Here is a 25,829-nt window from a genome sequence, read left to right on the forward strand (position 1 = left end):
GACCTCTGTTAATCTAGTCTCTCTAATCTCTTGTGGTAAATAGTGAATTGTGTTATTCCTCTTTGGTATTACTTGCATATTTGTGTAGCAATAAATAGGTTGGTAATTGAATCATCTGACAGTAAAGGTACTAAGAAGCAGGGGAAGAACATAATACATAGAGCGAAGTCTTAAAGATTGCAGGACAGGCATATTCAAATACCACTATTTCAAAGTTTGTAAGGCTGTAAACAAGGAATTAGTGATTAAGCTATTATTGAATGTCGAGAACTATCATAACATTATCAATACTACCTTTTATTGCAGAATATATTTATATAATACCACTATTTATGAAAGGTTGAGTTCAAATTTAACAAATCACATATAGATATTCAGAATATATTTGTACATTTGTAATGTAGACTAATGGTTTCCTAATAGTTTCCTAATTAGTCTACAGTACGAGAATTAATTTACAGGAAATAAGGGTGTTCAGTTGGTTAGAGCGTCAGATTGTGGTTCTGAATGTCGCCGGTTCGAGTCCGGTCTTCCACCCAACAAAAACCCTTGTAAGTTAAATACTTATAAGGGTTTTCTGCTTTCAGGAAATAGGCATCTTAGAGAGCAAATCATGCTAAATCCTACCTAATATTCCTTGTTGTTGGTCTATTGTTGACCCCCAATTAAGTAAGTTAAAATGCTAACAAATAATACATAAATCTTTCCGTTTAACCCATAAACGAAATATATTCTCTATATTTGTGTAGCATTTGCATTAAAAGAACATAGTATATCATGGAAAATGAAAAGAAATTAACCTGCTCTTCCAATCGAATGATTGCAGGTGTATGTGCCGGAATAGCCGAATATTTCGGATGGGATGCTACTTTATTGAGAATAGTATATATATTGGCTACATTCTTCACTGCTTTCGCCGGAGTGATTATATATATTATCTTGTGGATTGTCATGCCGGGAAGAAAACCTTCAGACGAATATGAAGACCGCATGAATCAACGCCTACATTGATATGAAAATCAAGAATATCGACCATATCGTCATACCGGTGTCCGATATAGATAAAAGCCTACATTTCTACACAGAAGTCCTGGGAATGGAAGCCGATACAAGCAACCAACGCTTTGCCGTCAAGTTCGGTAATCAGAAAATCAATCTTCACGTAGGAAAAGCACAGTTCCTTCCTGCTGCCAAGCATCCTGCTTTCGGAAGTGCGGACATCTGTCTACTGACAGAAGGAAACATAGAGGAAATAAAAGTCGAAGTAGAATCCAAAGGAATAGAAATAGAAGTCGGTATAGTCCAGCGTCGAGGTGTGCAGGGTGCCATCCGGAGTATTTATTTCAGAGATCCGGATGGTAATCTGATAGAAGTAAGTACATTAATATAATTCCAGCCCGAACTCATCTTTCAGTTGCATCAATGCCTGATTCTTTTGAGCCATCATCTGGAATTTCTCGACACGTCCCACAGGACGTACTGTTTCTGTTGCCTCACTTACCCGCACTGTCATCATCACTTTACTGTTCTTCAGTCTGCCGCGAAGATAATCCTGCAATTCGGGAATCAAAGCTGTAAAATCCTTTGCAGCAAACTCATTATCAACCACCACTTCAAAAGTAGTTGAGTTGTTAAGCAACGCCGGACGGAGCATTTGCATACGTTTTGCAAGAGCATCCTGTTCTTTCGGCAACTGGCCGGCATACTCCTGCCAATAATAATTCAAATCCCGGTCATTGAACATAAAATCCTCTTCCGGTTGTTGCACCTTAGGAACATAAGTTGTAGTCGCATTCTGCGATACTTGGTCACGCTGCGGATTCTTGATAGATACCCCCAAGCTGGACATCTTCATCACGGGAATTTTTCGTTCTTCCTTGGCAGTCTGAGCAACTCCCGCTCCTTGTGACGGAGCAGACGAAGCCGCACCAGGAGAAGCCGGTGCTCCCGGTTGCACAGCCGCAGAAGCCTGCGGATGCTGGACAGTAATGCCATTAGCAGCCTGTGTTGTAACTGAAGACGGAGACGAATGAACTGGAGCCTGCTGAACCTGAGTGGCAGAAGCTACCTGCGGCTGCTGTGCTGCGGCAGGCTGAGTGAATACGGGTTTTATAGTCTTCTTAGGGCCACGCCCACCACTCACGTCATCCCCCTCGGTGGTAAGCTGTGCAACCTGTATCAAGGTCAGTTCTACCAGCAAACGCTTATTTTTGCTGATGCGGTAATTCAAATCGCACTCATTACACAGCTTCATAGCCCGGTACAAGAAAGGTAACGGACATTTCTGCGCCTGTTCCTGATAACGTTGGCGTATGCTCGCTCCCACTTCCAGCAAAGGCAATGTCACCGGGTCTTTCCCGACCAACAAGTCACGGAAATGAGACGACAATCCGGTAATAAAGTGACTTCCGTCAAAACCTTTATTCAATATATCATTGAAAAGCAACAATGCGTCGCTCACCTTGTTTTCGAGGAAGCAATCCGTCAGACGGAAATAATATTCATAATCAAGTACGTTCAGATTATCAATCACACTCTTATAGGTGATATTTCCTCCGGTGAAACTAACCACCTGATCGAAGATAGACAATGCATCACGCATACCACCGTCCGCCTTCATGGCTATCACGTTCAGCGCTTCCGGCTCTGCCGTGATTCCTTCTTTCGAAGCAACATACGACAGATGATTCACCGTATCTTCCACGCTTATCCGGTTAAAGTCATAAATCTGACAACGTGAAAGAATGGTAGGAAGAATCTTATGCTTCTCCGTCGTAGCCAGAATAAAAATCGCATGACGGGGAGGTTCTTCCAGCGTTTTCAGGAACGCATTGAAAGCAGATGCCGAGAGCATGTGCACCTCGTCGATGATATATACCTTATACTTACCAATCTGTGGCGGGATACGCACTTGCTCCACCAACTGGCGAATGTCATCCACCGAGTTATTAGAAGCAGCATCGAGTTCGTGAATATTATATGACCGCTGTTCGTTGAAAGCTACACATGACTCACACTGATTGCAAGCCTCTCCGTCAGCGGTAGGCGTCATACAATTAATGGTTTTGGCAAAGATACGCGCGCAAGTCGTTTTTCCTACCCCGCGCGGTCCGCAAAACAAATAAGCATGAGCCAGTTTTTGGGTAGCAATTGCATTTTTCAGCGTAGTAGTCAACGCCCGCTGTCCCACCACCGATTCGAACGTGGACGGACGATATTTACGGGCTGAAACAATATAGTTTTCCATATCCGGGATTCTCTCTGTTTTTGAAATTTCGCTTATTCTGCAAATGTACACAAAAAAAGTGATAAGTAATAAGGGATAAAGAGAGAAGTTTTGAAGCCGAAGCGATAAGTTTTTAAGTTATTAGTTTTATCTTTGCAGATATTAAAAGGAGAAATTATGGGTAAACTAATCAGTATCTGGAGTTTCATATGCAGACGCAAGTACCTCATTACGGTCGTTGCATTTGCTGTTATCATTGGCTTTCTGGACGAGAACAGCCTGGTTCGTCGTTTCGGATATGAACGGGAAATCAGCCAGTTGAAAGAAGAGATAGAAAAGTACCGGGCAGATTACGAAGAGAACACCAAACGTCTCAACGAAATAAGTACCAATCCGGACGCCATCGAACAGATCGCCCGTGAAAAGTATCTGATGAAGAAACCCAACGAAGATATTTACGTTTTTGAAGATTAAAGAATGAAACAATTAGTACCCGCCCTTTTCACCGCAGGCGCCATAATGGCTCTCACCGGAGCAGCTGTGTTTATTACCGGATGGATATACGCTCCTTACATATATACTGTTGGAGCCGGATGTATCGCATTGGCACAAGTGAACACACCCGTCAAAGGAAAGAGCAAAACATTGAAACGCCTGCGTGTTCAGCAGATATTCGGCGCACTGGCACTTATCCTGACCGGAGCCTTTATGTTTACCACACGAGGCAATGAATGGATTGCCTGCCTCACAGTTGCTGCCATCCTCGAACTTTACACCGCTTTCCGTATTCCACAGGAAGAAGAAAAAGAAAGGTTATAAAAAAAGCCCGTTCATAGCTTTTCAGTCTTGAACAGGCATCACTTTTTTTAATTCGATAATGTTCCGTCCTTTTATAAAGAACGGAACAGTTTTATATCATTTATTTCTTCACAGGTGAATATCTTGCATTCAACCCGTCAACAATTTCTTTTGTAATATTGAAAGTGCTGTCAGCATAAAGCAGGTTATCGAAACCAGTGTTGCTGAAGATCAAGCTATATCCGTGAGTCTTATTATATTCTTTCAGGAAAGCGTTGATAGAATCGCGGAACTGCAAGCTATTCTTGTTGTTCTCTTCCATCAAACCATTCTGAAGTTTGTTGCTCAACTCTTGCAAATCTTGTTCCAACTTCACCAGACGGTTGTACTCTTGCTGCGCTCTATCTTGTGACAGGAAAGCATTGTTTTCAACTTTCTTCTGAAAATCTTGCTTTTCCTTGTTCAAAGAGGTAGCCTTCTGATTCAATGTCATACGAACGTTTTCGCTCTTCTTTACCATCGCCTCATTCAAGTCAATACAGAAATTGTATTTGGCAAGCAGCGTATCTATTTCAACATAGGCAATTTTCATTCCTGACAGTTCGGCATTAGCCTGAGCCGGAGCATTGGTAGTTTGATTGTCAGTTTTGCCAGCACATTGTGAAAATAAAACGATAAACGCAAGAGCAGCCAAACCGTTCATGAGGTAGTTCATTCTATTCATAATTAATAAGTATTGTTTTTAATAAATTTAATTCATACTATCGTTCAAGGCTTTTTCCAACTCGTTAATAGAAAAACGCGGCTTCTTTTGTGCTTCGCGATCTTGCGACTGTGCGCATCCGATTCCTTTCTGACGCAACGCTTTATTCCCACTCACGTGACCATTCGGGAACTTCCCACCCTTCGTAAAGAATACTTTCACCCCTAATAATACCAGGGAAATAGCAACTATTAACAAAGTTATCAGTATAGTCTCAACCATTTCTATTAATTTTGTGAGTGCAAAGATAGGCTTTAATGAGATATGAGTTCAGATAAGTCAATCAAATTAACCATATTTAGCAATAGAAGAAGCGAAAACAACCCTTCTATTCCTATTATAAAATAGAAACAGCATGGAAAAAAAAGACTTAAAGCCGGCTGGCGTATTCAAGTATTTCGAAGAAATCTGCCAAGTGCCACGCCCTTCGAAGAAGGAAGAGAAAATGATTGCCTACCTGAAGGCATTCGGAGCAAAACATAATCTCGAAACCAAGGTGGACGAAGCCGGTAATGTATTGATTAAAAAGCCCGCTACTCCGGGAAAAGAAAATCTTCAAACCGTCGTTCTGCAATCGCATATCGACATGGTGTGCGAAAAGAATAACGATGTTCAACATGACTTCCTCACCGATCCCATCGAAACTGAAATTGACGGTGAATGGCTGAAAGCCAAAGGCACAACCCTCGGAGCCGACAACGGTATCGGTGTAGCTACCGAGCTGGCTATCCTGGCTGACGACAGCATTGAACATGGTCCGTTGGAATGTCTGTTTACTGTAGACGAAGAAACGGGGCTTACCGGAGCTTTTGCCCTACAAGAAGGTTTTATGAGCGGTGACATCCTTCTGAACCTCGATTCGGAAGATGAAGGGGAAATCTTTATCGGATGTGCCGGAGGTATTGACTCCGTTGCAGAATTTACTTATAAGGAAGTGGAAGTTCCCACCGGATATTTCTTCTTCAAGGTGGAAGTGAAAGGGCTGAAAGGCGGTCACTCCGGTGGCGATATTCACCTGGGACGTGGCAATGCCAACAAAATACTGAACCGTTTTCTTTCACGCATGGCTGGCAGACATGATCTGTACCTTTGTGAAATCAACGGAGGTAATCTGCGTAACGCTATTCCCCGCGAGGCTTATGCAATTTGTGCAGTTCCCGAAGATGCCAAGCATGATGTCCGCACCGAACTGAATATTTTCACCAGCGAAATGGAAGACGAATTATCTGTTGTAGAACCTGACTTAAAGTTGGTTCTCGAATCGGAAGCTCCCCGTAAGATAGCTATCGACCAGGATACCACTACCCGCTTATTAAAAGCTCTGTATGCAGCTCCTCACGGTGTATATGCTATGAGCCAGGATATTCCCGGACTGGTGGAAACGTCTACCAATCTGGCATCTGTCAAGATGAAACCGAATCATGTCATCCGCATTGAAACCAGTCAGCGAAGCTCGATACTATCCGCACGTAACGATATGGCGAACACGGTTAGGGCCGTATTCCAACTGGCAGGAGCCAATGTTACGTTCGGTGAAGGTTATCCGGGATGGAAACCGAATCCGCACTCGGCTATCCTCGAAGTGGCAGTTGAATCTTACAAGCGTCTATTTGGTGTAGATGCGAAAGTTAAAGCCATCCATGCAGGATTGGAATGTGGTCTGTTCCTTGATAAATATCCAACGCTGGATATGATCTCTTTCGGACCGACACTGACAGGTGTTCATTCTCCTGACGAACGAATGCTTATTCCTACTGTAGAAAAGTTCTGGAAACACCTGTTGGACATCCTGGCACATGTACCTGCCAAGAAGTAGCGGGCAAATAAGTCAACATAAAGAAGAGTATGGTAACAGTCAAAAAAGAATAGCTGTTATCGTACTCTTTTTTACTATGATTTTATCAGGTGTAAGCTTCCTCGCTCCTTCCGATATCATTGCACAAGAGGTTCACGGCAGACAAGCCTCCTCTCAACAAGAAAGAATCTCTTTCCGTGTTGTAAGTTGGAACATAGAAAACCTGTTCGACACACACCACGACAGTCTGAAGAACGATCATGAATATCTTCCCGATGCGATACGTCATTGGAATTATAGCAGATATAAGAAAAAACTGGCTGATGTTGCCCGTGTAATTACTGCTATTGGCGAATGGAATCCTCCCGCATTAGTTGGATTATGTGAAGTAGAAAATGATACAGTGCTTCGTGACCTTACCCGTCGTTCTCCTTTAAAAGAGCTCAGCTATCGTTATGTAATGACCAACTCCCCTGATTTAAGAGGAATTGACGTAGCCTTGCTTTATCAACGGGATCTATTCAAACTATTATCTTCCCGTTCCATCTCCATTCCTCCGTTTAAGCAGCACCGTCCGACAAGAGATTTGCTACACGTCAGCGGGCTTCTACTGGCGGGAGATACACTCGACGTATTTGTCTGCCACTTCCCCAGCCGTTCGGGTGGAGCCAAAGAATCGGAACCTTATCGTTTATATGTAGCTCACATACTGCGTACGGAAGTCGATAGCATTATGAATATTCGTTCTCATCCGCAAGCCATTATCATGGGGGATTTCAACGATTACCCGACGAATCAGTCCATTCTGAAAATACTGAAAGCCGAAGCGCCTCCTGTTAAAACCAATGACCTAGCTTCAACAACCGACTCCGCCAACGCCTCAACAGTTACCCCCTCCTCACTAAAACTATATCATCTACTTGCCCGAAAAGCAAAATCAAAAAACTTCGGTTCTTACAAATTTCGTGGTGAATGGGGATTACTCGACCACTTGATTGTATCAGGCACGCTATTAAATCAATTAAGTCACTTTTTCACCAGCGAAGAAAAAGCAAATGTATGCCTTCTCCCTTTTTTACTGAAAGACGACGAAAAATATGGTGACAAAGAACCTTTCCGCACTTATAAGGGAATGAAATATCAAGGAGGCATCAGTGACCATCTTCCTATCTACACAGACTTTGAATTGATTGTATATTAATTATGGCAAACGATAGTAGCCATAATTATCAGGTTATTACAAATAAAGATAGTCAACCATTATCAGAGAAGTACAAACGCCGCTACAGCATACTCTGACAAGAGACTATTCTCACTACGATGAGAAAAAATACTCATCGCCATGAGAAAAATTTCTCATCATAATGAGAATCTTTTCTCATCGTAGTGAGAATACTTGAGAAATATAACGCCTCATCATAGCTTCATAAATTAAATTATCAAACAAGAGTTCCGAACTTCTATTTCTCCATGTCCTCTATGATGCAAATGATGAATTAGTCCGAATACTGATAAACCTTCAAATCGAACTTCGGAACCATTGCCAGCAAATGGTCGAAGATATCCGACTGAATACGCTCGTATTCTTTCCAGACCTTATTGCGGGAGAAGAAATAAACCTGAATAGGTACTCCGTACATCGTAGCTTCTTTCTGGCTGATAATCAAATCCAACTCCTGATTGACCACAGGCAGACTACACAAATAGCGTTCAATATATACCCTATACACTTGAGAATTGGTAGGAACGACTCCTTCTTCCGGCTGATAATCCGCCATTAATGGAATTTCTTTCCGGTAACGGTCCAGCATTTCCGGAGTACAGAATTGAAGTGTAGTCAAATCCAAAGTTATACTCTTCATCACCCGTCGTCCTCCCGACTGTGTCATTCCCCGCCAATTCTGAAAAGGACTGCTCACTAATGTATAAGGAGGAATAGTGGAAATGGTATTATCAAAATTCTGGATCTTGACTGTATTCAGCGTTATTTCCTGTACAATGCCATTTGCGTCACCGGAAGGAAGCGTCACCCAGTCCCCCGGACGAACCATATCGTTGGCAGAAAGCTGGATACCCGCCACAAAACCTAATATGGAATCTTTGAATACTAACATTAAAATAGCCGCTGAAGCGCCCAAGCCCGCAAACAAAGTAGCCGGAGACTTATTCACGATAATAGCAATGATTACAATCCCGCCAACAAAGAAAAGAAGCACCTGCAACACTTGGATAAAACCTTTCATCGGGCGGTCTTTCATCGACTCTCTTCCGTCATAGATATCCATTATCATCAACAGAATCCCATTTATAGCCAATAGTAAAGAGAAAATAATATAAATGACGCACGCCTTCTGGGAAATCAGCAACAGCTCTTTTCCACGGATAAAAGCCATCGGCAACAACGAATAAACCAGAAAAGCCGGGATGGTATGAATCAAATTATGAAATACCCTACGCTTCATCAACAATGTATTCCATTGATGAGGTTTACGTCTCGTATACTGTTTCATACCTCCAATAAGAATTGCCTGGCAAAGATAATTCAAAACGATAGCAACCACTATCATCAGTAAAGCCATAATAGTCTCATCAAAACGATCGGCAACTGCCGGATCTATTCCCCAATTAATGAGGGTTTTATTCATCCATTTTCCTAAATCTACTACTAACATAACTTCTGTCTTTTTTTATAAATAACAGTAAAATATTCATTTGGTTTAGAAAAAAAAGAGACTAGTATCCGATTTATCAAGAATCAAGACACCGGTCTCCACTGCTACTCTCTAAGCATATCATTTTTCGATGAGGGCTCCATCAGGGAGTCACCATCACCCCTATTTCATTCATATTTACTTTAGCAACGGTAGCATCAGGTGTAGTGGCCTCCAGTTTAATGAAACGTGCCTGTACTTTCTGACTGAAAGCAACCGTCTGTGGCAACGGATTATGCATAATATTGCTGAACTCTCCACTGGCAGGCACTTCTTTCCAGCTCTTACCATCCATGCTTACAAAGAATTGATAACGGAATGCCATCGTCGGCTTTGCCTCCGCTTTTGAAGGCGCGTATGTGAAACTGCTCAATGTTACCGTCTTCCCCAAATCAATCGTTAATGGAGAAGCAGCAACCTGTTTCCATCCGGAACGCGGCAAATTATTCCAGTCTTCTTTCGTTGTTTCTTCCTGCAAAGGTTCTGCATAATAAGCGGCAACCTGACTAACGTAAGCAGTCAACCGGCACTCGTCTATTCTCACCCGGAGCTTATTGGCATTAACTGCCGGAAAGCGCAACATACGTTTATATCCTATCGTCGTACCTTTTCCTACTTCTTTCCAGCCATTATCCGTCAAGGCTTCCACAGTAAAAGCCTCTACCCTCTGCCCTTTCGTTATATCTTCCTGCAACATGACCAGATTGATTTCCGATTTGGGCTTCAAGGCATAGACAGCCTCACCGCCCGAAGTAGTGCTCCAGTATTTTCTTCCGTTTTTCACCCGGTTGTCAGCAAACGTTTGTTGCCGATAATCTGCAAACTCTTTCAACCGCTTGATATCAGCTTCATAAATCAGTCCCCTCCGGTCAGGTGGAATATTCAACAGGAGCACTGAATTATATCCTACCGACTGGAAATAAATATCTGATAAATGCTTCAAAGATTTCACTTTACCATCTTCCTCCGCATGATAGAACCATCCCGGACGGATAGATACGTCGACTTCCGAAGGATACCAGAATAATTCCGTAGCTTTCTCCAATATCTTACGACTTCCCAAATCCTCTGCTTTACTGAAAACGCCCAAACGTTTGTTGTTCTCTTGTGAACGGGCATATATACCGGGAGTCAACACAGTTGCGTTCCATTCCGTTTCACGGCCTACTCCTTTCTCGTTTCCGACCCAGCGGACATCATCCCCCATAATTGCCATCACAGCTTTGGGTTGGAGGCGTTGGATGGTTTGGTAAAAAGCGTCCCAGTCATACACTTGCTTCTTTCCGTTCGGACCTTCTCCATTCGCCCCGTCGAACCAGACTTCATGTACTTCACCATAATTGGTGAGCAATTCCGTCAATTGCCGAATAAAAAAATCATTGTAACGGGGAGAGTCTCCATAACATTCCGCATTCCGGTCCCAGGGAGAAAGATATACTCCAAACTTCATATCATATTTGTCACAGGCAGCACGAAGTTCTTTCACTACATCGCCTTGTCCGTTTTTCCAGGGAGAAGAGGCCACGGAATGTTTGGTAGTAGCCGTTGGCCAAAGGCAGAAACCGTCGTGATGTTTTGCAGTCAGAAGCACCATTTTAAAGCCGGCTTCCTTGAGGGTACGTACCCATTGTTCAGCATCCAGTTCCGAAGGATTAAAGAGCGCGGGATCTTCTTTCCCGTCCCCCCATTCACGTCCGGTAAAGGTGTTGATACCAAAATGAAGGAAAGCTGTTAATTCCATTTGTTGCCAAGCGTATTGCTGTGGAGTAGGTACCAGACGCGCTGCCATATCAACCTTCTGTTCGATAGTTGCACTTTGAGGAAATTCAACATGCTTCACATAGTAATTTTCTTTTTTCTGCGCCTGCGCTCCACTCATGAGAGTAACAGACAATAAAAGAGAGGTTAGTAGTTTATTCATGGTCTATTAATTATTGCAATCGTACAAAGATAAAATAAAGGTGCAGATTTCACGATTCTCATGGAATATTTTCTTACGACATTCCATCCAATCAGTGTAACCCCCACCTTTATATATAATCTAAATAACCTATTGATTTAGTATCTATTTCACCGGATAAAGGGTAAATTCAAAACTCTGTTTCTTTAATGGAACCAAGTATTGCGGTAATACTCCGGGACCACAAGTAGCCGTTCCCACACCTGCCTGTTCAGCATCCAGATGCACTGTCAGCAATCCATCGCGTTCCAGTTCATTGATATGGCGGACCTTCTCTAATAATACATCCGAGAAAGGAATGATACTAAACTGGAAAGCACGATCCGACTCAACAAAGATACCTTCGCCAGAAGTATCTGCCAACTTCACCCAACGTACATCGGTGCGGTTGCCTGTAGATTGCGGAGCAACATAATAGTGGAACATCCGTTCCGGTGTGGTCTGATATACACCGATTTTACCGGACTGATTGCGGTCAATATAGGTTTCATTATCTCCACGTCCCAAGTAAGAAACCTGATCGTAGGCGTTCGACACACGGAACGTCAATCCCAAGCGTGCCATTGATTTCACGATGGTCGTGTCGGGTTGGAAAGTTGTATGTACTTTCAGTGCACCGTTTCTATCCAGTGAATAAACAAAGTCAGCAATTCCTACCCTTTGCGTTTTTGCATTTAGAATTTCTACACGGGCAGTGGTCGAAGTCTTACTTTCCTTCAATGACACTACTTTCTGGGTCAGACAATCCAATCCCGCATCACGCCACAAGCGTGCGCCGTTCTTATCCCGGTTGTCATTATCCGTTGCCGGGCGGTAAAGGCTCAATGTCAGCGGAGTAGCCAATAATTCTTTGCCGTTCAGGTTCAATGAAGTCAGCGCGCCTGTTTGCTTATCAACGGTGAAAGTCGTTTCACCTGCTTTTTGCGGACGGTAGCCTGTGTAGTTCTTATTACCGGCAAATACAAACTGGTCGTATGCCACCTCCCAATCCTTATCTATCATTGAAGAAGCTTCACGACGGGTCCAGCTGATATTCAAATAAGCCTCACGGACTGTATTCGGAAGTTTTACAGCACCCAAAGTAACATCAACAGTAGCGTGCGGTGCACAATCAACCGTTTTTGTACCTTCCGCCAAAATCTTGCCATTATCTGCCGTCACATTCCAATTCAGTACATACTCATTCAAGTTAGAGAAATCATACCAGTTCTTGACACGAATAGTCAGATTTTTCTGATTCGCCAGCGTTACTTTTATGTTCTGATATACTTTCTTTACTTCGAGCAAATGCGGGTGCGGTTCACGGTTGGCGCCCACCAAACCGTTACAGCAGAAGTTTCCGAAACTTGGAATTCCTTCCGGTCCGTAATCACCGCCATACGTCCAGTACCATTTACCGTTCTTGTCTATTTCGCGGAATGACTGATCCACCCAGTCCCAAACGCAGCCACCTTGTGCCATCGGATTGTTTTCAAATACGTCCCAGTATTCTTTCAGTCCGCCGCAACTGTTTCCCATCGCATGAAGATATTCACAAAGAATGAAAGGGCGGTAGATGTCTTTCTCTTTTACGTATGCTTTGATATCGTCTACACTGTGGTACATACGACAGTAAATATCCGTATTATAGTTCAATTCGGCACGTTCATACTGTACAGGGCGAGTTTTCTCTACCGATTTCAGCCAGTCATAAGTACGTTCGAAGTTAATTCCGTTTCCTGCTTCATTTCCCAATGACCAGATAACGATAGCCGGGTGATTCTTAGAACGTTCATACATCCGGTGAGTGCGATCCATGTGTGCAGTCAGCCAGGTACTATCCTTGGCTAGGGAAGCAGGACCATATCCCATTCCGTGAGATTCGATGTTTGCCTCATCAATCATGTACAAACCGTAACGGTCGCAAAGTTGATACCAGTAAGGATGTGTAGGATAATGCGAGTTACGCACCATGTTGATATTGTGCTGCTTCATCAGTTTGATGTCCAGTTCCATCAGCTCCTTGCTCACGGTACGTCCCAGTTGAGAATGCTCGTGTCGGTTGGTTCCCTTCACCAATACCGGAACGCCGTTGATACAGAAACGTCCGTCTTTGATTTCCGAGGTACGGAAGCCGACTTCACAACCAGTCAGTTCGGTTACCTTGCCTTGTTCATCCTTCAGTTCGAGTATTAATGTGTAAAGATGAGGATGCTCTGCACTCCAAGCCTTTACATCGGGAATATTCTTTTCATCAAACGTGATAAAATTGCTCAATCCGCGGGATTTTATCCGGATAGCATCCTGCAGGACAGCTTTACCATCGGCGTCTTTCAGGGTATAAGCAATAGAAGTAGCTCCAGATATAGCAGAATGTCCCTCTACGGTCACTTCAAGTCCGAAAATACCATCTTTGTATTTCTCTTTTTCTAAAGAGGCATTCAGTTTATAATCCGCAATGTACTGTTTGGGAGTACTGTAAAGATACACGTCACGTTCGATACCACTCAAACGCCACATATCCTGACATTCCAGATAAGCACCCGAACTCCAGCGATACACTTCCAAAGCAACCACATTTTCGCCTTCATTGAGGACATCTGTAATATCCCATTCGGCAGCCGTCTTTGATCCCTGATTATAGCCAAGTAATTTTCCATTCACCCATACATAATAGAAAGAAATGACTCCTTCACAACACAGTACTACCCTGCGTCCTTTCCAGTCGGCAGGCACTTTGAAGGTACGTCGGTAGGAGCCGACTTCATTCTCTGCATAAGGCACCAGCGGCGGATTCTTCTTGAAGTTGAACATTTTATCATCAAACTCATACGTTTCGTTGACATAGATAGCCGTGCCATACCCCTGGCGTTCCCAGTTACCGGGCACATTGATATCCGCCCATCCTCCTGTATAATAAGAAGGTTGGTAAAAGTCCTTCGGACGATTATCGGGATTCTTCACCCAATGGAATTTCCACTTTCCATTGAGACTCATATAAAAAGGAGACTGTTCATACCCTCCCGGCTTTTCAATGTCGGAAGCGTTGGCGTAAGGCCATACGTATGTGTGAGGAGCGAGTTTGTTCAGTCCCACCGCATACTGGCTTTGCCATTCGGGCAACGGTTGTTGCTGCGCTAAAGTGAAAGTAGCAGTCAGTCCTGACAATAGAACTAAAAGAGTTCGTTTCTTTAAGCTAATATTCATAAGCATGTCATCATAATTGGTTTATATAATAAATTAGGCACAGATTAAGCTGATTGACGCTATTATTTTATATACTCATCATTCTAAAAACCGTGAAATTCGTGTAATCCGTCTCTAATAATATAAGATTATTCTGCAAGAGCACTTAATTGCTGTTTTTAACTATTTGATTACTATTCTATAATCACTTCATCAAAATAGACTCTCGCTTCCTGACCGGGACGGACATGCTCGTCGGGACATATCCCCGCACCTTCCGCCGTCACTCGGACATAACGGGCAGATACTCCGCCCATATCTATCGAATAGTCATTTCTAAAAGTTCCTTCCAGATAGATTTCTTCCGGAGAGAAGTTCAATTCTCCCATAGTATGGTAGGTTCGATTGTCATCGGAAACTTCTACGCGAATCATCTTCGGTTTATGTGCTCCCATTCCATAATTCGTAATGCAACCGATGGCAAATTTATTCAAAATCTCCCGCCCCTGCAAATCTATCGTGAAAGATATAGAATCATTTTGATTCCAGTTACACCATTCAAAATCAGTATATTTCAGGCTTCCCCGCAATCCGTTAACTAATAACATTTCGTTCTTCTTATTGCCAAGCAAAGGTTTTGCCGTAGCTTTGTTCCATGTGAGTTGCAACTCTAAAGTTTCTCCCATTTGCTTGCCGTTCATAAAGGTAGTGGCTTTCACCATTTGTGTCTTCGTCACACGGATAGGTCCGTCGTAACGATGAGAAGACATAGACGGATTACTTCCGTTCAGTGTATAATGAATCTCTACATCCGGGCGGATACATTCCAAATTCACTTCCAAATGTCCGTCCACTGATGTCACCGTCTGTTGTATGTTATACATTGAACGGGCATAGACAATTCCTTTTTCCGCAATATGCGCGTTGTATGCGTCCATCCGCTTCAAGAATCCAGACCAGTCCTTCGTTCCTGCGGGCGTCCATGCCACTTCTGCTAAAGCGGCCAGGCGGGGAAACAAAAGATAATCCACATCTTCGGGTTTATTACAGAACTCTGTCCACATACAAGCCTGTACTCCCATTAACAAAGACTCATATTCCGGTTTCCAATCCTTCTGTACAGGTTCGTAATCGAAAACATCTTTCAGGGTATTGTTGCCAAAATAGGTTACCGGTTCAAACCATTGCGGTCCCTGATAACGAATCAAGTATAAGACACGCGCCGGAGTCATGATAAAACGATGTCCCTTTTCGGCAGCTTTCAGGGCAGCCGTTCCCATTCCCTGCCAGCCTAGGATAATAGATTCTTCAGGAAGAAAAGAGCTGTTTGTCAACTCATCCCAGCCAATCACTTCACGACCTTTCTTACGCAGATAATCACTGATACGTTTCATGAAGTAACCCTGCAAATCCTCTTCATTAGCCAAACGCTGTTTTTTCATCCGTTTTTGGCAAAGCGGGCATTTCTCCCAGTTTGTCTTTCGCGCCTCATCTCCACCAACATGAATATAGCGAGAAGGGAAAAGCTCTAGAATTTCGTCAAAAACATCTTGCAAGAATATAAATACACTATCATTTCCCGCACAGTAGATAATCTCGGAATTTCGTCCTCCCAGTCCGGGAAGTACACCGACAAAGTCTTTCACAGCCGGACAGGCAAGCTGGGGATAAGCAGCCAGAGCAGAGTTACTGTGCGCCGGTACATCTATTTCGGGAATGACTTCTATCTGTCTGTCGGCTGCATAAGCTACAATTTCCCGGATGTCCTCCTGCGTGTAGAAACCGCCTATCGGAGTAGGTTCTCCCCGTTCCGGGTTGCGACGTGAGTGGAAAGGCACATCTGTACGGTCTACTCTCCACGCTCCTATTTCCGTCAAACGGGGGTATTTCTTTATTTCAATCCGCCAGCCGTTATCGTCTGTTAGATGAAAATGAAGTTTGTTTATTTTCAGCATCGCCATACAGTCAATGATTCGCAGTACATTCTTTTTAGGGATAAAACAACGTACCGGATCCAACAGTAATCCGCGGAAACCGAAACGGGGTTCATCCTGAACCGTCATTGCCGGAACTCTCCAATCGACATTCCGGACCGGTTGTTCCGATTCTATGGCAGCCGGCAGAAGTTGGCGGATAGATTGCAGGGCATAGAAAAAGCCTTTTGTATCCGAAGCTTTAATGAGTATCTGTTCCGGCGTAATCTCCAGTAAGTAGGCTTCACTTTTTAAAGAAGAATCCGTCACAAAACGGACTTGTCCCTCTTCACGCCCGACATTCAAAGCAGGAGTTATTCCGGCAGCACGAGTAAACAAGTCAATAAAATTGCGAGCAATCACGGCTTGTTCCTGACTTTCTACCGCAAACACCGTTTGGGCTGAAAAGGTGAAGTTGCCACGGCCCGGCACAATCTGTGTCGGGCGTGGTACTATTGAAATTAAAGGGGATGTTAAGTTATCAGCCTGCAAAAACGCTGTCAGTGGCGAAAGCAGTATGAGAATGATTAAGATGTATTTTTTCATGGCGTATGTACATTGGTATTATTCCTTGTCTCTCTCCGGTGAGAAGCGGACAGGATCATTGTATTGCTCCTGAAGTTTCAGCATTTCTTCTTTTAGTTCTTTCACTACCGGTTCATATTCAGGTTGTCCGTAGAGGTTGTGCATTTCCGACGGGTCTGCCTGCAGGTCGTAGAGTTCCCACCAGTTAATGTCATTATAGAAATGAACCAGTTTATAACGTTCCGTACGTACACCATAATGACGTTTCACCATGTGTTCAGCGGGATATTCGTAGAAATGATAGTAGAGAGCCTTCCGCCAATCTTTCGGATGTTCGCCTTTCAGCAAGGGGACGAGGGATACACCTTGTATGTCTGAAGGAATCTCTGCTCCTGCCAATTCGAGGAAGGTAGGTGCATAATCGATGTTCTGAACCATTTCGGTGATGTCGCCCCTACGGTCGAATCCTTTCGGCAGACGCATGATGAGTGGTGTACGCATGGATTCTTCGTACATGAAACGTTTGTCGAACCAACCGTGTTCGCCCATGTAGAATCCTTGGTCGGAAGTATAGACAACAAGTGTGTTATCCAGTAATCCCTTCTCTTTCAGGTAGTCGAGTACACGACCAACATTGTCGTCCAGCGACTTCACCGTCTTCATATAATCGCGCATATAACGCTGGAATTTCCAGTTGGCTAGTTCCTTGCCTTGCAGGTTCTGTTTATAGAAGTCGTCTATTATTGGGGTGTAGAATTTGTCCCATGCAGCACGTTGTGCTTCATCCATACGGCCAATATATTTCTCATATAAGGATTTCAGACGGGTATTTTTGTCGGGACGAAGCATTTTGAGGTCATAAATCATGTCCATGTCTTTCATAATACTCATCTCTTGTGCGGCAGCGGCAGGGCGTCCTTCGTAATTGTCAAAGAAATTGTCCGGTAGCGGGAAGGTTTTATCTTCGTACAAAGCCAGGTTGCAAGTATCCGCCAACCAATTACGGTGAATAGCCTTATGGTGAATCAAAAGACAGAAAGGTTTCTCTGGATTGCGTTTGTTTTCTATCCAGTCAATGGCATCGTCAGTGATAAGGTTCGTGATATATCCATGTTTTTGGATAGTGTCATTGTTCTGTGTGATGAAATCCGGATTGTAGTAGTCGCCTTGTCCGGGGACAATCTGCCAGTAATCAAAACCGGAAGGCAAACTTTCAAGATGCCATTTACCTACCAGTACTGTCTGATAACCGATTTTCTGCAACAGCTTCGGAAAAGTCTGTTGCGAACTGTCGAATACGCAAGTGGTATTATCATAGAATTTATTGGCACAACTATGTTTACCCGTTATCATGCAGGCACGACTGGGACCGCTTAATGAATTGGCTACAAAACTTTGAGTAAAGCGTACACCATCGGCAGCAATACGATCGAGATTGGGTGTTTCCATGTAGCGTGTGTCATAACAGCTCATCATCTGAGCTGTGTGATCGTCTGTCATGATATAGACGATATTCAAAGGCCTCTGTTCCGCAGGTTTCTGTTTGCTTGAACAGGAAGCAAGAGAAGCTACGGCAGCTACTCCTACCAAAGGAAAGAATAAGTTTGGTTGCAGTTTTTCCATAAAAGCAATTTTAATATTAGAGAGTAACAGCAAAGATAGGGGATGAACGGTTAAATTTACTTCCACAAATCACCAATTAGTTTCCAATAATTCCCATATCTGCATAGTTCCTTGAAAAAAGGAACTCTAAACAGAGGAAAGAAAGCTAACTATCTTAGTTCCTTTCCTCCAATTTAGAGAAACTTCATATTTAGAAAAAACAACTTTGGATCATAATGTCATTTCTCGTATAGAAAATGGTTTCTAATAAAAGACCTTGCCCGAAACAGGTTCGGTGTTTTTATCCCACTTATAAACCCCTTCTTTCTTATAGAAACGAACCCAGTCAATTTCCATACGTGGAGTTCTATCGTCATTTTGATAATCAGTAATACTCTTCAATACAGTATCCCAACCTTCGATAGGAGTACCGGCATCACGTTCTGCTGAAGGAGATAAACGCATCACAATATCCAATCCCATAGGTATGTTATCCTTTTGTGAGAAAGTTGTTTTATCAAAAGGCCAGGAAGAAGCATCTTCTTTCTTCAACGTTACAGTTGTACTTCCATTAATACCTATCCTAATTTCTGAATCTTCCAATTCTGCCCAGTAAATATTCCAATCACCGGCAGTAGGTAAAGAAACTTTTTTAGAAGATTCCAATTGAGTAGTATATACACATTGCGTTATGATATTTCCCTTTTCATTTCTAACAATATCAATTTCCTTTTTATTCATATTTCTATATGCTTCTTTAGGGTCTTTCAAAGTAATCCATGGAATAAATCCATCTCTTGTTCCTCTAAGACGTACCTTAAATTCAATCCTTATACCCGGATAGATTCGGACAAACTGGGGGGCAGTACCTGCATTTTTATCAAAATTACAGCTATAAAATCCTGCTGCTCCATAGGGATTACGACCTGTTATACCACCAGTTTTAGCAAAGTCACCTGCTTCAGCCCACATTTTCAGTATTCCTTCATCTGTTATCTTAGAAAACTTAACATTATCAACAGATTGATATAACTGCGATGCTCCATCATTTGTATCAGCTAATGACCAAGGAGTTTTAGCTTCATTAATAGCCCCTCCCCAATAAGAATTACCAATCTTGTGAAACTCTATTGCATTAATAAATTTCCAGGTAGTCAGTTCTGCTGTCGGATGTACATCATCAGCTTTCATATCAACACAAGAACCTATCTTACCCCAAGTCGTAACGGCATTTTTATTTGTTGATGATACAAACATTAACTCCGGATTGGCATATACTTTTGTCGGATCATACAGATTAGGATCATCAATCCCTTTCAATGTAATCGCCATAGTCTCCTCTGTCATTGGATTATCTTTTGATGAACTTTCAAAACTCAATGTCAGTTCTTTACTTTTAATTGCAGCCCCATTCAGACTAAGGGTGATTTCATCACTCTTCACACTTGATGCTCCTGCCGGAATAATCAGGCTGGAAGGTAAACCTTCAAAATATAATTCTTCACCTTCTTTAGGCTCAATTGTAACCCTAATAGGAATAGATCTTGGCTTATCTATCTGAGCTACTAATACACACTTTCCTCCATCCAACACCGTATTATCCATATTATTCTCCAATGACATCGTAATACGATAATAGTCAGACACTTTGATAACCGCACTAGAATGTGCCATTTTATATCCACGTGCAAAAGCTACAAAATTCAAATTTTTATACCCTTTCAACCCTTCCTTTTTTACTGGGAAATCCACTTGTATCTTTTTCTCTCCTTTTGGGAAAGTTACAATATTGCTAAAAGGGTCAAACAAGTCGGAAGCATCTTCACTACCGGATTTAGCAGTAAAGTAAACATCAAAATCTTCGTTAGGTGTTACTTCATTCCCTTCCGCATCCTTATTTACCTCAATATCCACTCGCAGATGTTCACCCATTGCAAATGCCTGACCATTGACAGTCATCGTCAAAGGCACTGCCTCCGGCAACGGATTATAACGAGTCTCATCGTCACAACCTTGCAAACCGATAGCCAGCAAACAAGCCGGAAGTATCTTATATAATAGTCTTTTCATATTCTTTCTAAATTAATCATCATTAAAACGGATTCTATTATTTGTTATCGCGCCATCCCGGATTCTGATGCAACAGCTCATTCAGATTGATTTCATTCAGAGGAATCGGCAACAGATAGTCACGGTCCGGTCTGAATTGATATCCTGCCGGAAGCCACTCTGCCAAAGGATCCATCCATTTGTCAGCAGTCAGCGTTATCTTATCCAACTCATCGGCCTGTTCTGCACTAAATGCACGATACAATACACCTTCCTTACCTAGATAAGCACCCTTACCACGCTGATTTTGAATCAGTTTACCAGCTCTCCAACGCATCAAATCATCAAGTCGGAAACCTTGTAATGCCAATTCCGTACGTCTTTCACGACGAATTTCCTGTAATATAGGAGTCAAGGTATATTGATCGCTGAATGCGGGGTAATTAGGATCTACCACAGTAGGTTCAACATAAGTCACTCCTGCCCGTTCACGCAAGGGTTGCAAAGTTTTCTCTAATATGGATGCATCACAAGTTCCGTTGCCCAACTCTGCAGCAGCTTCAGCGTAAGCCAACAGCGCTTCCGCATAACGAATAATTGGCAATGCAGTCTCACCACCTTTTTTGTCTTTATTAAATAATGGGTCCAATCCCAAACGAATATGGTAACCGGTAATACTGCGCTGATTATCACCTGCCAAAAGATAGGGCGGCACAACCTCGTCTTTATTTTCATCCGTACGAATCTCAACCTTCATTGGTTTTGAGTCACTATCGGCCTTGAACCGGCAATCACTATGCATCACAGTTTGTATCAAACGAGGGTCACGTCCTTCAAAGGTACGATTGAAATCCTTAAACTTATCTTCTGTCGGATCAATGGGAAGACCCGTATCATACAAATAGTTATCAACCAATGATTGTGATAAGCCGGCAGGACCAGAATTATCTACGGTACCTTGAGATAGTAAGGCAGATAACCCATGTGTCAAACCGCCTGATATAGAATACTTCTTCCAAAAGACAGCTTCCGATATATCAGATAAATCATATTGGTTGAACAAATGTGCAAACGCTTCACCACCGTCTTTTGCCTTGAAAGGATCACTCTCTTTCGTGTTTAACTTCAATCCCATAGTAAACAATTCATCTCCCAAAGTTATTACATTCTGAAAAAATTCAGTAGATGCGTTTGTAGCTGAGGCGAAATCAGTACCGGCATGATATTTTTCCCAAGAGCCTTCATACAAAGCCACTCTCATCGCCAAAATAATAGCTGCTTCCTGACTTACCCTCAATCCTTTGTACTTACTGCGTGGATAAAGCAATCCTTTTGCCGTATCTAAATCCTTTAGGATAAATTTTGCCACTTCTCCGCGATCTGTAGCCGGAACTTGCAAACCTTGAGCAGTAGCATGTTCATCCCAAAGATCGTCCATAATAGGAATATTGCCAAAACGAGTCAACAAATAGAAATGCCAATAAGCACGGAAGAAATAAACCTCTCCCTTCAAAGACAATATTTTGTCTGTCTCATCCATTTCGGGAACCGCATAGTTATGAAGACAATAATTGGCGTCACGCAACCCCTTATAACCTTTTTCCCATTCTTTAGAACCACCATTGCTTTCCTGCAATTCTCCATTCAAGCGTCTTTCATAGTTCTGTGCAAGGATGTTATCACTGTTTTTCTCTTCACCAAAAACACCCATACCATAAGTCTCCAATGTAGGAAGTCCTGTATATAAGAAGTTTACATAGCTAGTCAAATGTTCTTCACTGGCCAGATAGCCTCCACTCTCCGGTGAAGTAATAGGTGCTTTTTCCAGAAAATCCGAGCATGCAGACAAGAAAGCACCCGCAAGAATAAATAATATATATAGTTTTTTCATTGCTTATCCCTTATTAAAATGTGAAATCAAGTCCAAAAACGAAGTTCCTGTTCATCGGATATACTTTTCCGTTACCATTCTGTTTCAATGGAGAAGTCAGCCCCGGAGACTGTTCATTACTACCACCGGCCATCATATTCACCTGATTCAATGTTTCGGGATCAAACTGCCCCGGTAATTTTGTAATAGTAAACAAGTTATCGCAAGTGAAATATACTTTCAGATTTTCCAGTCCGATGTTTTTCAGCAGTTTACGACTGAAATTATATGATACTGTTAAGTTCTTCATACGCATATAAGCTGCGTTCAGCAAATAACGGGTGGTATTATAACCTGTATTCACCACATAATCCGTATTATCTTTCCAGTCAGTCAGGCGAGGCAAATATCCATTCGGATTCTGGGTTGTGAAATGATCCAAGTGCTCTTTGAAGAAGTTCTGTCCACCAAACATATAGGTACTACCGGAAATTGGAAAATCTCTTTTAGCGACTCCTTGCAACAAAGTTGAGACTTCAAATCCCTTATAACCAAGATTCAGATTAATACCAAATGAATATTTAGGAGTAGTATTTCCAATAACTTTTAAGTCTCCACGGTTAGCCAACGTACCGTCACCGGCATTCACTTTACCGTCACCATTAATATCCAAATATTTCAAATCACCCCGACGCCATTGGTCCGCCGCTTTAAAAGCAGACAAGTCCGTATGTTTGAGATATTCATCAATTTCGCGGTTAGACAAGAATAAATCATCAGCCTGATATCCCCAAATTTCACCTACGTCCATTCCTTCATAATATCCCTTATTGGCTGCATATCCTGTGTGATTGTTATAAATAGTTCCACTTGGATTGTTATACTTTGTCACTACAGCCTTGTAATTGAATACATTGAAACCAATACCATAACTAAATCCACATTTCAATTTATCATTCCAATTGACCGAAAGTTCCCATCCTCTGTTTCGTAAAGTTGCATTATTCACCTTTGCACGGTCAGTAGGCAATACTCCGCTAATACCCGGTAAAGCTTCAGCTGGGCCAATCATATCACGGGTAGTACGTTGATAAATATCAGCAGTAATAGATAAACGGTTCTTCAGCAACATCAAATCAATACCGAGATTAGCATTATCCACCTTTTCCCAGGTAATATACGGACTAATCAGCTTAGGAGTCTTTACAATAGTACCTCTGGAAGGAGTATCAGAAACTCCCGGTAAAATCCATGCATTCTGTGAAGAAGCATCCAACTCAATAAAAGAACGATAATCATAGAGTCCGGCACCATTCTGATTACCCAAACGTCCATAAGAGACACGTACTTTCAATTGCGATACTGGTAAATCCAGCGCTTTGAAATAATCGGTACGGGCTATATCATAACCAGCTGAAAAAGAAGGGAAAAATCCCCAACGGTTTCCTTTAGCAAAACGGGAAGAACCATCGTAACGTCCGCTGACTTCCAAGAAGTAAATATTATTGTAGTTCCAGTTCAAACGGGCATACATACCCATTGTAGACCAATGTGTACGGGCTTCCGTTGCCATTATATTCCCACTGGCATTTTCAAAGGAATAGATCTGGTCATCCATTACTCCATCTTTATACATGGCTTCTTGCGAATCTTCTTTCAATTCCATCTGGAATCCTGCCATTGCTTTGAAGAAATGACCTCCCCATTGATGAGTATATGAAGAAGAAACGTTCGGAGACAAGTAGTAATTAAAAACACTTCCACGAGAATAAGAATCGAAATAAGTATTTTTCCAACTCATGCCCGGATAAGCATATCCTTGTTTTTGAGTAGCGCCAATTTTGTACTTTCCTTGTGGAGTCTCATAATAAGGCTGAATCAACTTCATATCATTATGTTCCACATCCAAACGCATTTTCATTTCACCAACAATATTCCAACCTTCCAAAGGTGTGATTGTAGCTGAAAGTGTCAAAGCATCCGACAGACGATTCTGACTGTAGTTGGAGTTCTTTAAATACATCAATTCACTCCAACTAGGGATGTTATATTCTGAATTAACGGGTAATTCGGTCGCTTGATTCGGATATTGATTGGATACATTATTATAGAAAATCATTTGATTCCCCATCGGACGCTTAATCATCTGCAACGTTATATTATTATTCAAATTAAAACGAAGCCATTTGTTTGCATTTATCTGAAATTTCGTATTTAAGTTATACTTACTCAAATCATCCTGTACTTTATCCATCAAACCTTCCTGATAAATATACCCCATACCAATATAGTAGTTCATCTTATCAGAACCTCCTTGCACACTCAGATTATGAGAATGACGAATGGATTTATCTTTAAAATAATATTGGAACCAATCTGTATTTGCATATTGATTATAATAAGTACCTGCCCAATCATCACCATTGGCGTTAACGTCTACTCCCGGAAATTCTGCAGAATAGGGATTTTGCATAAATCCCTGCATTTTACCAATTGTTTTATCAGAGACGATATGAGCTACTCCCATATTATCTGCACGCTCATTGATATAACCTGCAAATTCTAATGAATTCATCATCTCCGGCATATTGATTGGCGAACTAAAACCAACCGTTCCACGATAACTCACTCTTGCCTTCTCTTTCTTTCCACTCTTAGTAGTCACGATAACAACACCATAAGCAGCACGCGCACCATAAACGGCAGAGGCGGAGGCATCCTTCAGCACACTAATACTGGCAATATCGGCAGGATTCACATTCTGCATACTCTGTTCAACGCCATCTACCAATACATAAGGCTCACCACCATTAATAGAACCGACACCACGAATATTGAATTGGATATCAGCTCCCAGCTCACCACCGACACCGCCTGCTACGGCATCTGAAGCAAAATTCAATCCGGCAATATTACCTTGCAAAGCACTGGTTACATCCGTTACAGGACGATTGACAATAGCATCATCTTTCAATGTGGCAACGGCAGCAGTAATCGTATTTCTTTTCTGGGTATCCATACCTACCACCACCACTTCGTCAAGTGCCTTTGCATCTTCCTTCATCACAAAACGGTTACCTTCCTGTTTCGTTATTTTCACTTGCAGTGGAGCATAACCAACATACGTAATGGAAAAGGGTTTGCCAACTTTTCCTGCAATAGAGAAATTACCATCTATATCGGTAATCGTTCCTCCATTCCCACCTTTCACCATGACAGTAGCACCGATAATAGCATCTCCCCTATCATCCACCACCTGTCCCTTTATCATTTTCTGCTGAGCTAAAACACCCAAAGGAAACGATAACAAGAGCATCAGAAGAAGAACAAAACGTCTCTGTTCTCTCATTAACTTCTTTTTTTCCATAATATTATATTTAATAATTAAGATT

General features: G+C 42.2%; 17 protein-coding genes and 1 tRNA gene. 7 read left to right on the forward strand and 11 right to left on the reverse strand.

Going from position 1 to position 25,829, the window contains the following annotated elements:
* Positions 1–460 precede the first annotated feature (460 nt).
* The 3 genes from ACT8YW_RS11490 (at position 461) to ACT8YW_RS11500 (ending at position 1,390) form a co-directional block, all read left to right on the forward strand.
* Positions 461–535 (forward strand) — tRNA-His (locus ACT8YW_RS11490).
* A gap of 242 nt (positions 536–777) precedes the next feature.
* Complete coding sequence (locus ACT8YW_RS11495) at positions 778–1,011, forward strand: PspC domain-containing protein (protein WP_444105004.1); 234 nt, start codon at positions 778–780, stop codon at positions 1,009–1,011.
* A 1-nt stretch (position 1,012) separates the two neighbouring features.
* Positions 1,013–1,390 carry a VOC family protein gene (locus ACT8YW_RS11500; protein ID WP_444105006.1) on the forward strand — a complete coding sequence of 126 codons (378 nt, stop codon included), beginning with the start codon at positions 1,013–1,015 and terminating at the stop codon, positions 1,388–1,390.
* Here the strand turns inward: ACT8YW_RS11500 and ACT8YW_RS11505 are convergent.
* Positions 1,382–3,247 carry a DNA polymerase III subunit gamma/tau gene (locus ACT8YW_RS11505; protein WP_444105008.1) on the reverse strand — a complete coding sequence of 622 codons (1,866 nt, stop codon included), beginning with the start codon at positions 3,245–3,247 and terminating at the stop codon, positions 1,382–1,384. The genes ACT8YW_RS11500 and ACT8YW_RS11505 overlap by 9 nt on opposite strands.
* 156 nt (positions 3,248–3,403) lie before the next feature.
* Between ACT8YW_RS11505 and ACT8YW_RS11510 the strand changes: the two genes are divergently transcribed.
* Together ACT8YW_RS11510 and ACT8YW_RS11515 are read left to right on the forward strand one after the other, a co-directional pair.
* Positions 3,404–3,700, forward strand: coding sequence for an FtsB family cell division protein (locus tag ACT8YW_RS11510; protein ID WP_004300802.1), 297 nt, complete (start codon positions 3,404–3,406; stop codon positions 3,698–3,700).
* Positions 3,701–3,703: 3 nt separating this feature from the next.
* Positions 3,704–4,045: a hypothetical protein gene (locus tag ACT8YW_RS11515; protein WP_032845444.1), complete on the forward strand. Its 342-nt coding sequence runs from the start codon at positions 3,704–3,706 to the stop codon at positions 4,043–4,045.
* Positions 4,046–4,145: 100 nt separating this feature from the next.
* On the opposite strand, the gene ACT8YW_RS11520 is transcribed toward ACT8YW_RS11515, so the two are convergent.
* Both ACT8YW_RS11520 and ACT8YW_RS11525 read right to left on the reverse strand, forming a co-directional pair.
* Positions 4,146–4,748: an OmpH family outer membrane protein gene (locus ACT8YW_RS11520; RefSeq protein ID WP_004300804.1), complete on the reverse strand. Its 603-nt coding sequence runs from the start codon at positions 4,746–4,748 to the stop codon at positions 4,146–4,148.
* 27 nt (positions 4,749–4,775) lie between these two features.
* On the reverse strand, positions 4,776–5,009 hold the full coding sequence (locus ACT8YW_RS11525) for a hypothetical protein (RefSeq protein ID WP_004300805.1): 234 nt from the start codon (positions 5,007–5,009) through the stop codon (positions 4,776–4,778).
* 133 nt (positions 5,010–5,142) lie between these two features.
* Here ACT8YW_RS11525 and ACT8YW_RS11530 point away from each other — a divergent pair, with 133 nt between their 5' ends.
* The gene (locus tag ACT8YW_RS11530) at positions 5,143–6,603 is read left to right on the forward strand and encodes an aminoacyl-histidine dipeptidase (protein ID WP_444105011.1); all 1,461 of its coding nucleotides are present in this window, start codon (positions 5,143–5,145) and stop codon (positions 6,601–6,603) included.
* On the forward strand, positions 6,584–7,783 hold the full coding sequence (locus ACT8YW_RS11535; protein ID WP_444105013.1) for an endonuclease/exonuclease/phosphatase family protein: 1,200 nt from the start codon (positions 6,584–6,586) through the stop codon (positions 7,781–7,783). Before ACT8YW_RS11530 ends, ACT8YW_RS11535 begins: the two co-directional genes overlap by 20 nt.
* A gap of 295 nt (positions 7,784–8,078) precedes the next feature.
* On the opposite strand, the gene ACT8YW_RS11540 is transcribed toward ACT8YW_RS11535, so the two are convergent.
* The 8 genes from ACT8YW_RS11540 to ACT8YW_RS11575 all read right to left on the reverse strand — a co-directional run bounded on the left by ACT8YW_RS11540 (position 8,079) and on the right by ACT8YW_RS11575 (position 25,804).
* The gene (locus ACT8YW_RS11540; protein WP_004311434.1) at positions 8,079–9,254 is read right to left on the reverse strand and encodes a mechanosensitive ion channel family protein; all 1,176 of its coding nucleotides are present in this window, start codon (positions 9,252–9,254) and stop codon (positions 8,079–8,081) included.
* Between the two features lie 142 nt (positions 9,255–9,396).
* Entirely contained in the window at positions 9,397–11,214 is a 1,818-nt protein-coding gene (locus tag ACT8YW_RS11545) for an alpha-L-fucosidase (RefSeq protein ID WP_444105015.1), read from the reverse strand.
* A 144-nt stretch (positions 11,215–11,358) separates the two neighbouring features.
* Positions 11,359–14,445, reverse strand: a complete 3,087-nt coding sequence (locus ACT8YW_RS11550) for a glycoside hydrolase family 2 TIM barrel-domain containing protein (protein WP_444105017.1) — start codon at positions 14,443–14,445, stop codon at positions 11,359–11,361.
* Between the two features lie 167 nt (positions 14,446–14,612).
* A complete protein-coding gene (locus ACT8YW_RS11555) occupies positions 14,613–16,937 on the reverse strand; it encodes a glycoside hydrolase family 20 protein (RefSeq protein WP_444105019.1) in 2,325 nt (774 codons plus the stop codon).
* A gap of 18 nt (positions 16,938–16,955) precedes the next feature.
* On the reverse strand, positions 16,956–18,539 hold the full coding sequence (locus tag ACT8YW_RS11560) for a sulfatase family protein (protein ID WP_444105021.1): 1,584 nt from the start codon (positions 18,537–18,539) through the stop codon (positions 16,956–16,958).
* A 243-nt stretch (positions 18,540–18,782) separates the two neighbouring features.
* Complete coding sequence (locus tag ACT8YW_RS11565) at positions 18,783–20,588, reverse strand: DUF5006 domain-containing protein (protein ID WP_444105022.1); 1,806 nt, start codon at positions 20,586–20,588, stop codon at positions 18,783–18,785.
* Between the two features lie 37 nt (positions 20,589–20,625).
* The gene (locus ACT8YW_RS11570) at positions 20,626–22,458 is read right to left on the reverse strand and encodes a RagB/SusD family nutrient uptake outer membrane protein (protein WP_444105024.1); all 1,833 of its coding nucleotides are present in this window, start codon (positions 22,456–22,458) and stop codon (positions 20,626–20,628) included.
* 13 nt (positions 22,459–22,471) lie between these two features.
* Positions 22,472–25,804: a SusC/RagA family TonB-linked outer membrane protein gene (locus ACT8YW_RS11575; protein WP_444105026.1), complete on the reverse strand. Its 3,333-nt coding sequence runs from the start codon at positions 25,802–25,804 to the stop codon at positions 22,472–22,474.
* Positions 25,805–25,829: the final 25 nt, after the last annotated feature.

Source organism: Bacteroides sp., assembly GCF_052357945.1.
Taxonomy (GTDB): Bacteria; Bacteroidota; Bacteroidia; order Bacteroidales; family Bacteroidaceae; genus Bacteroides.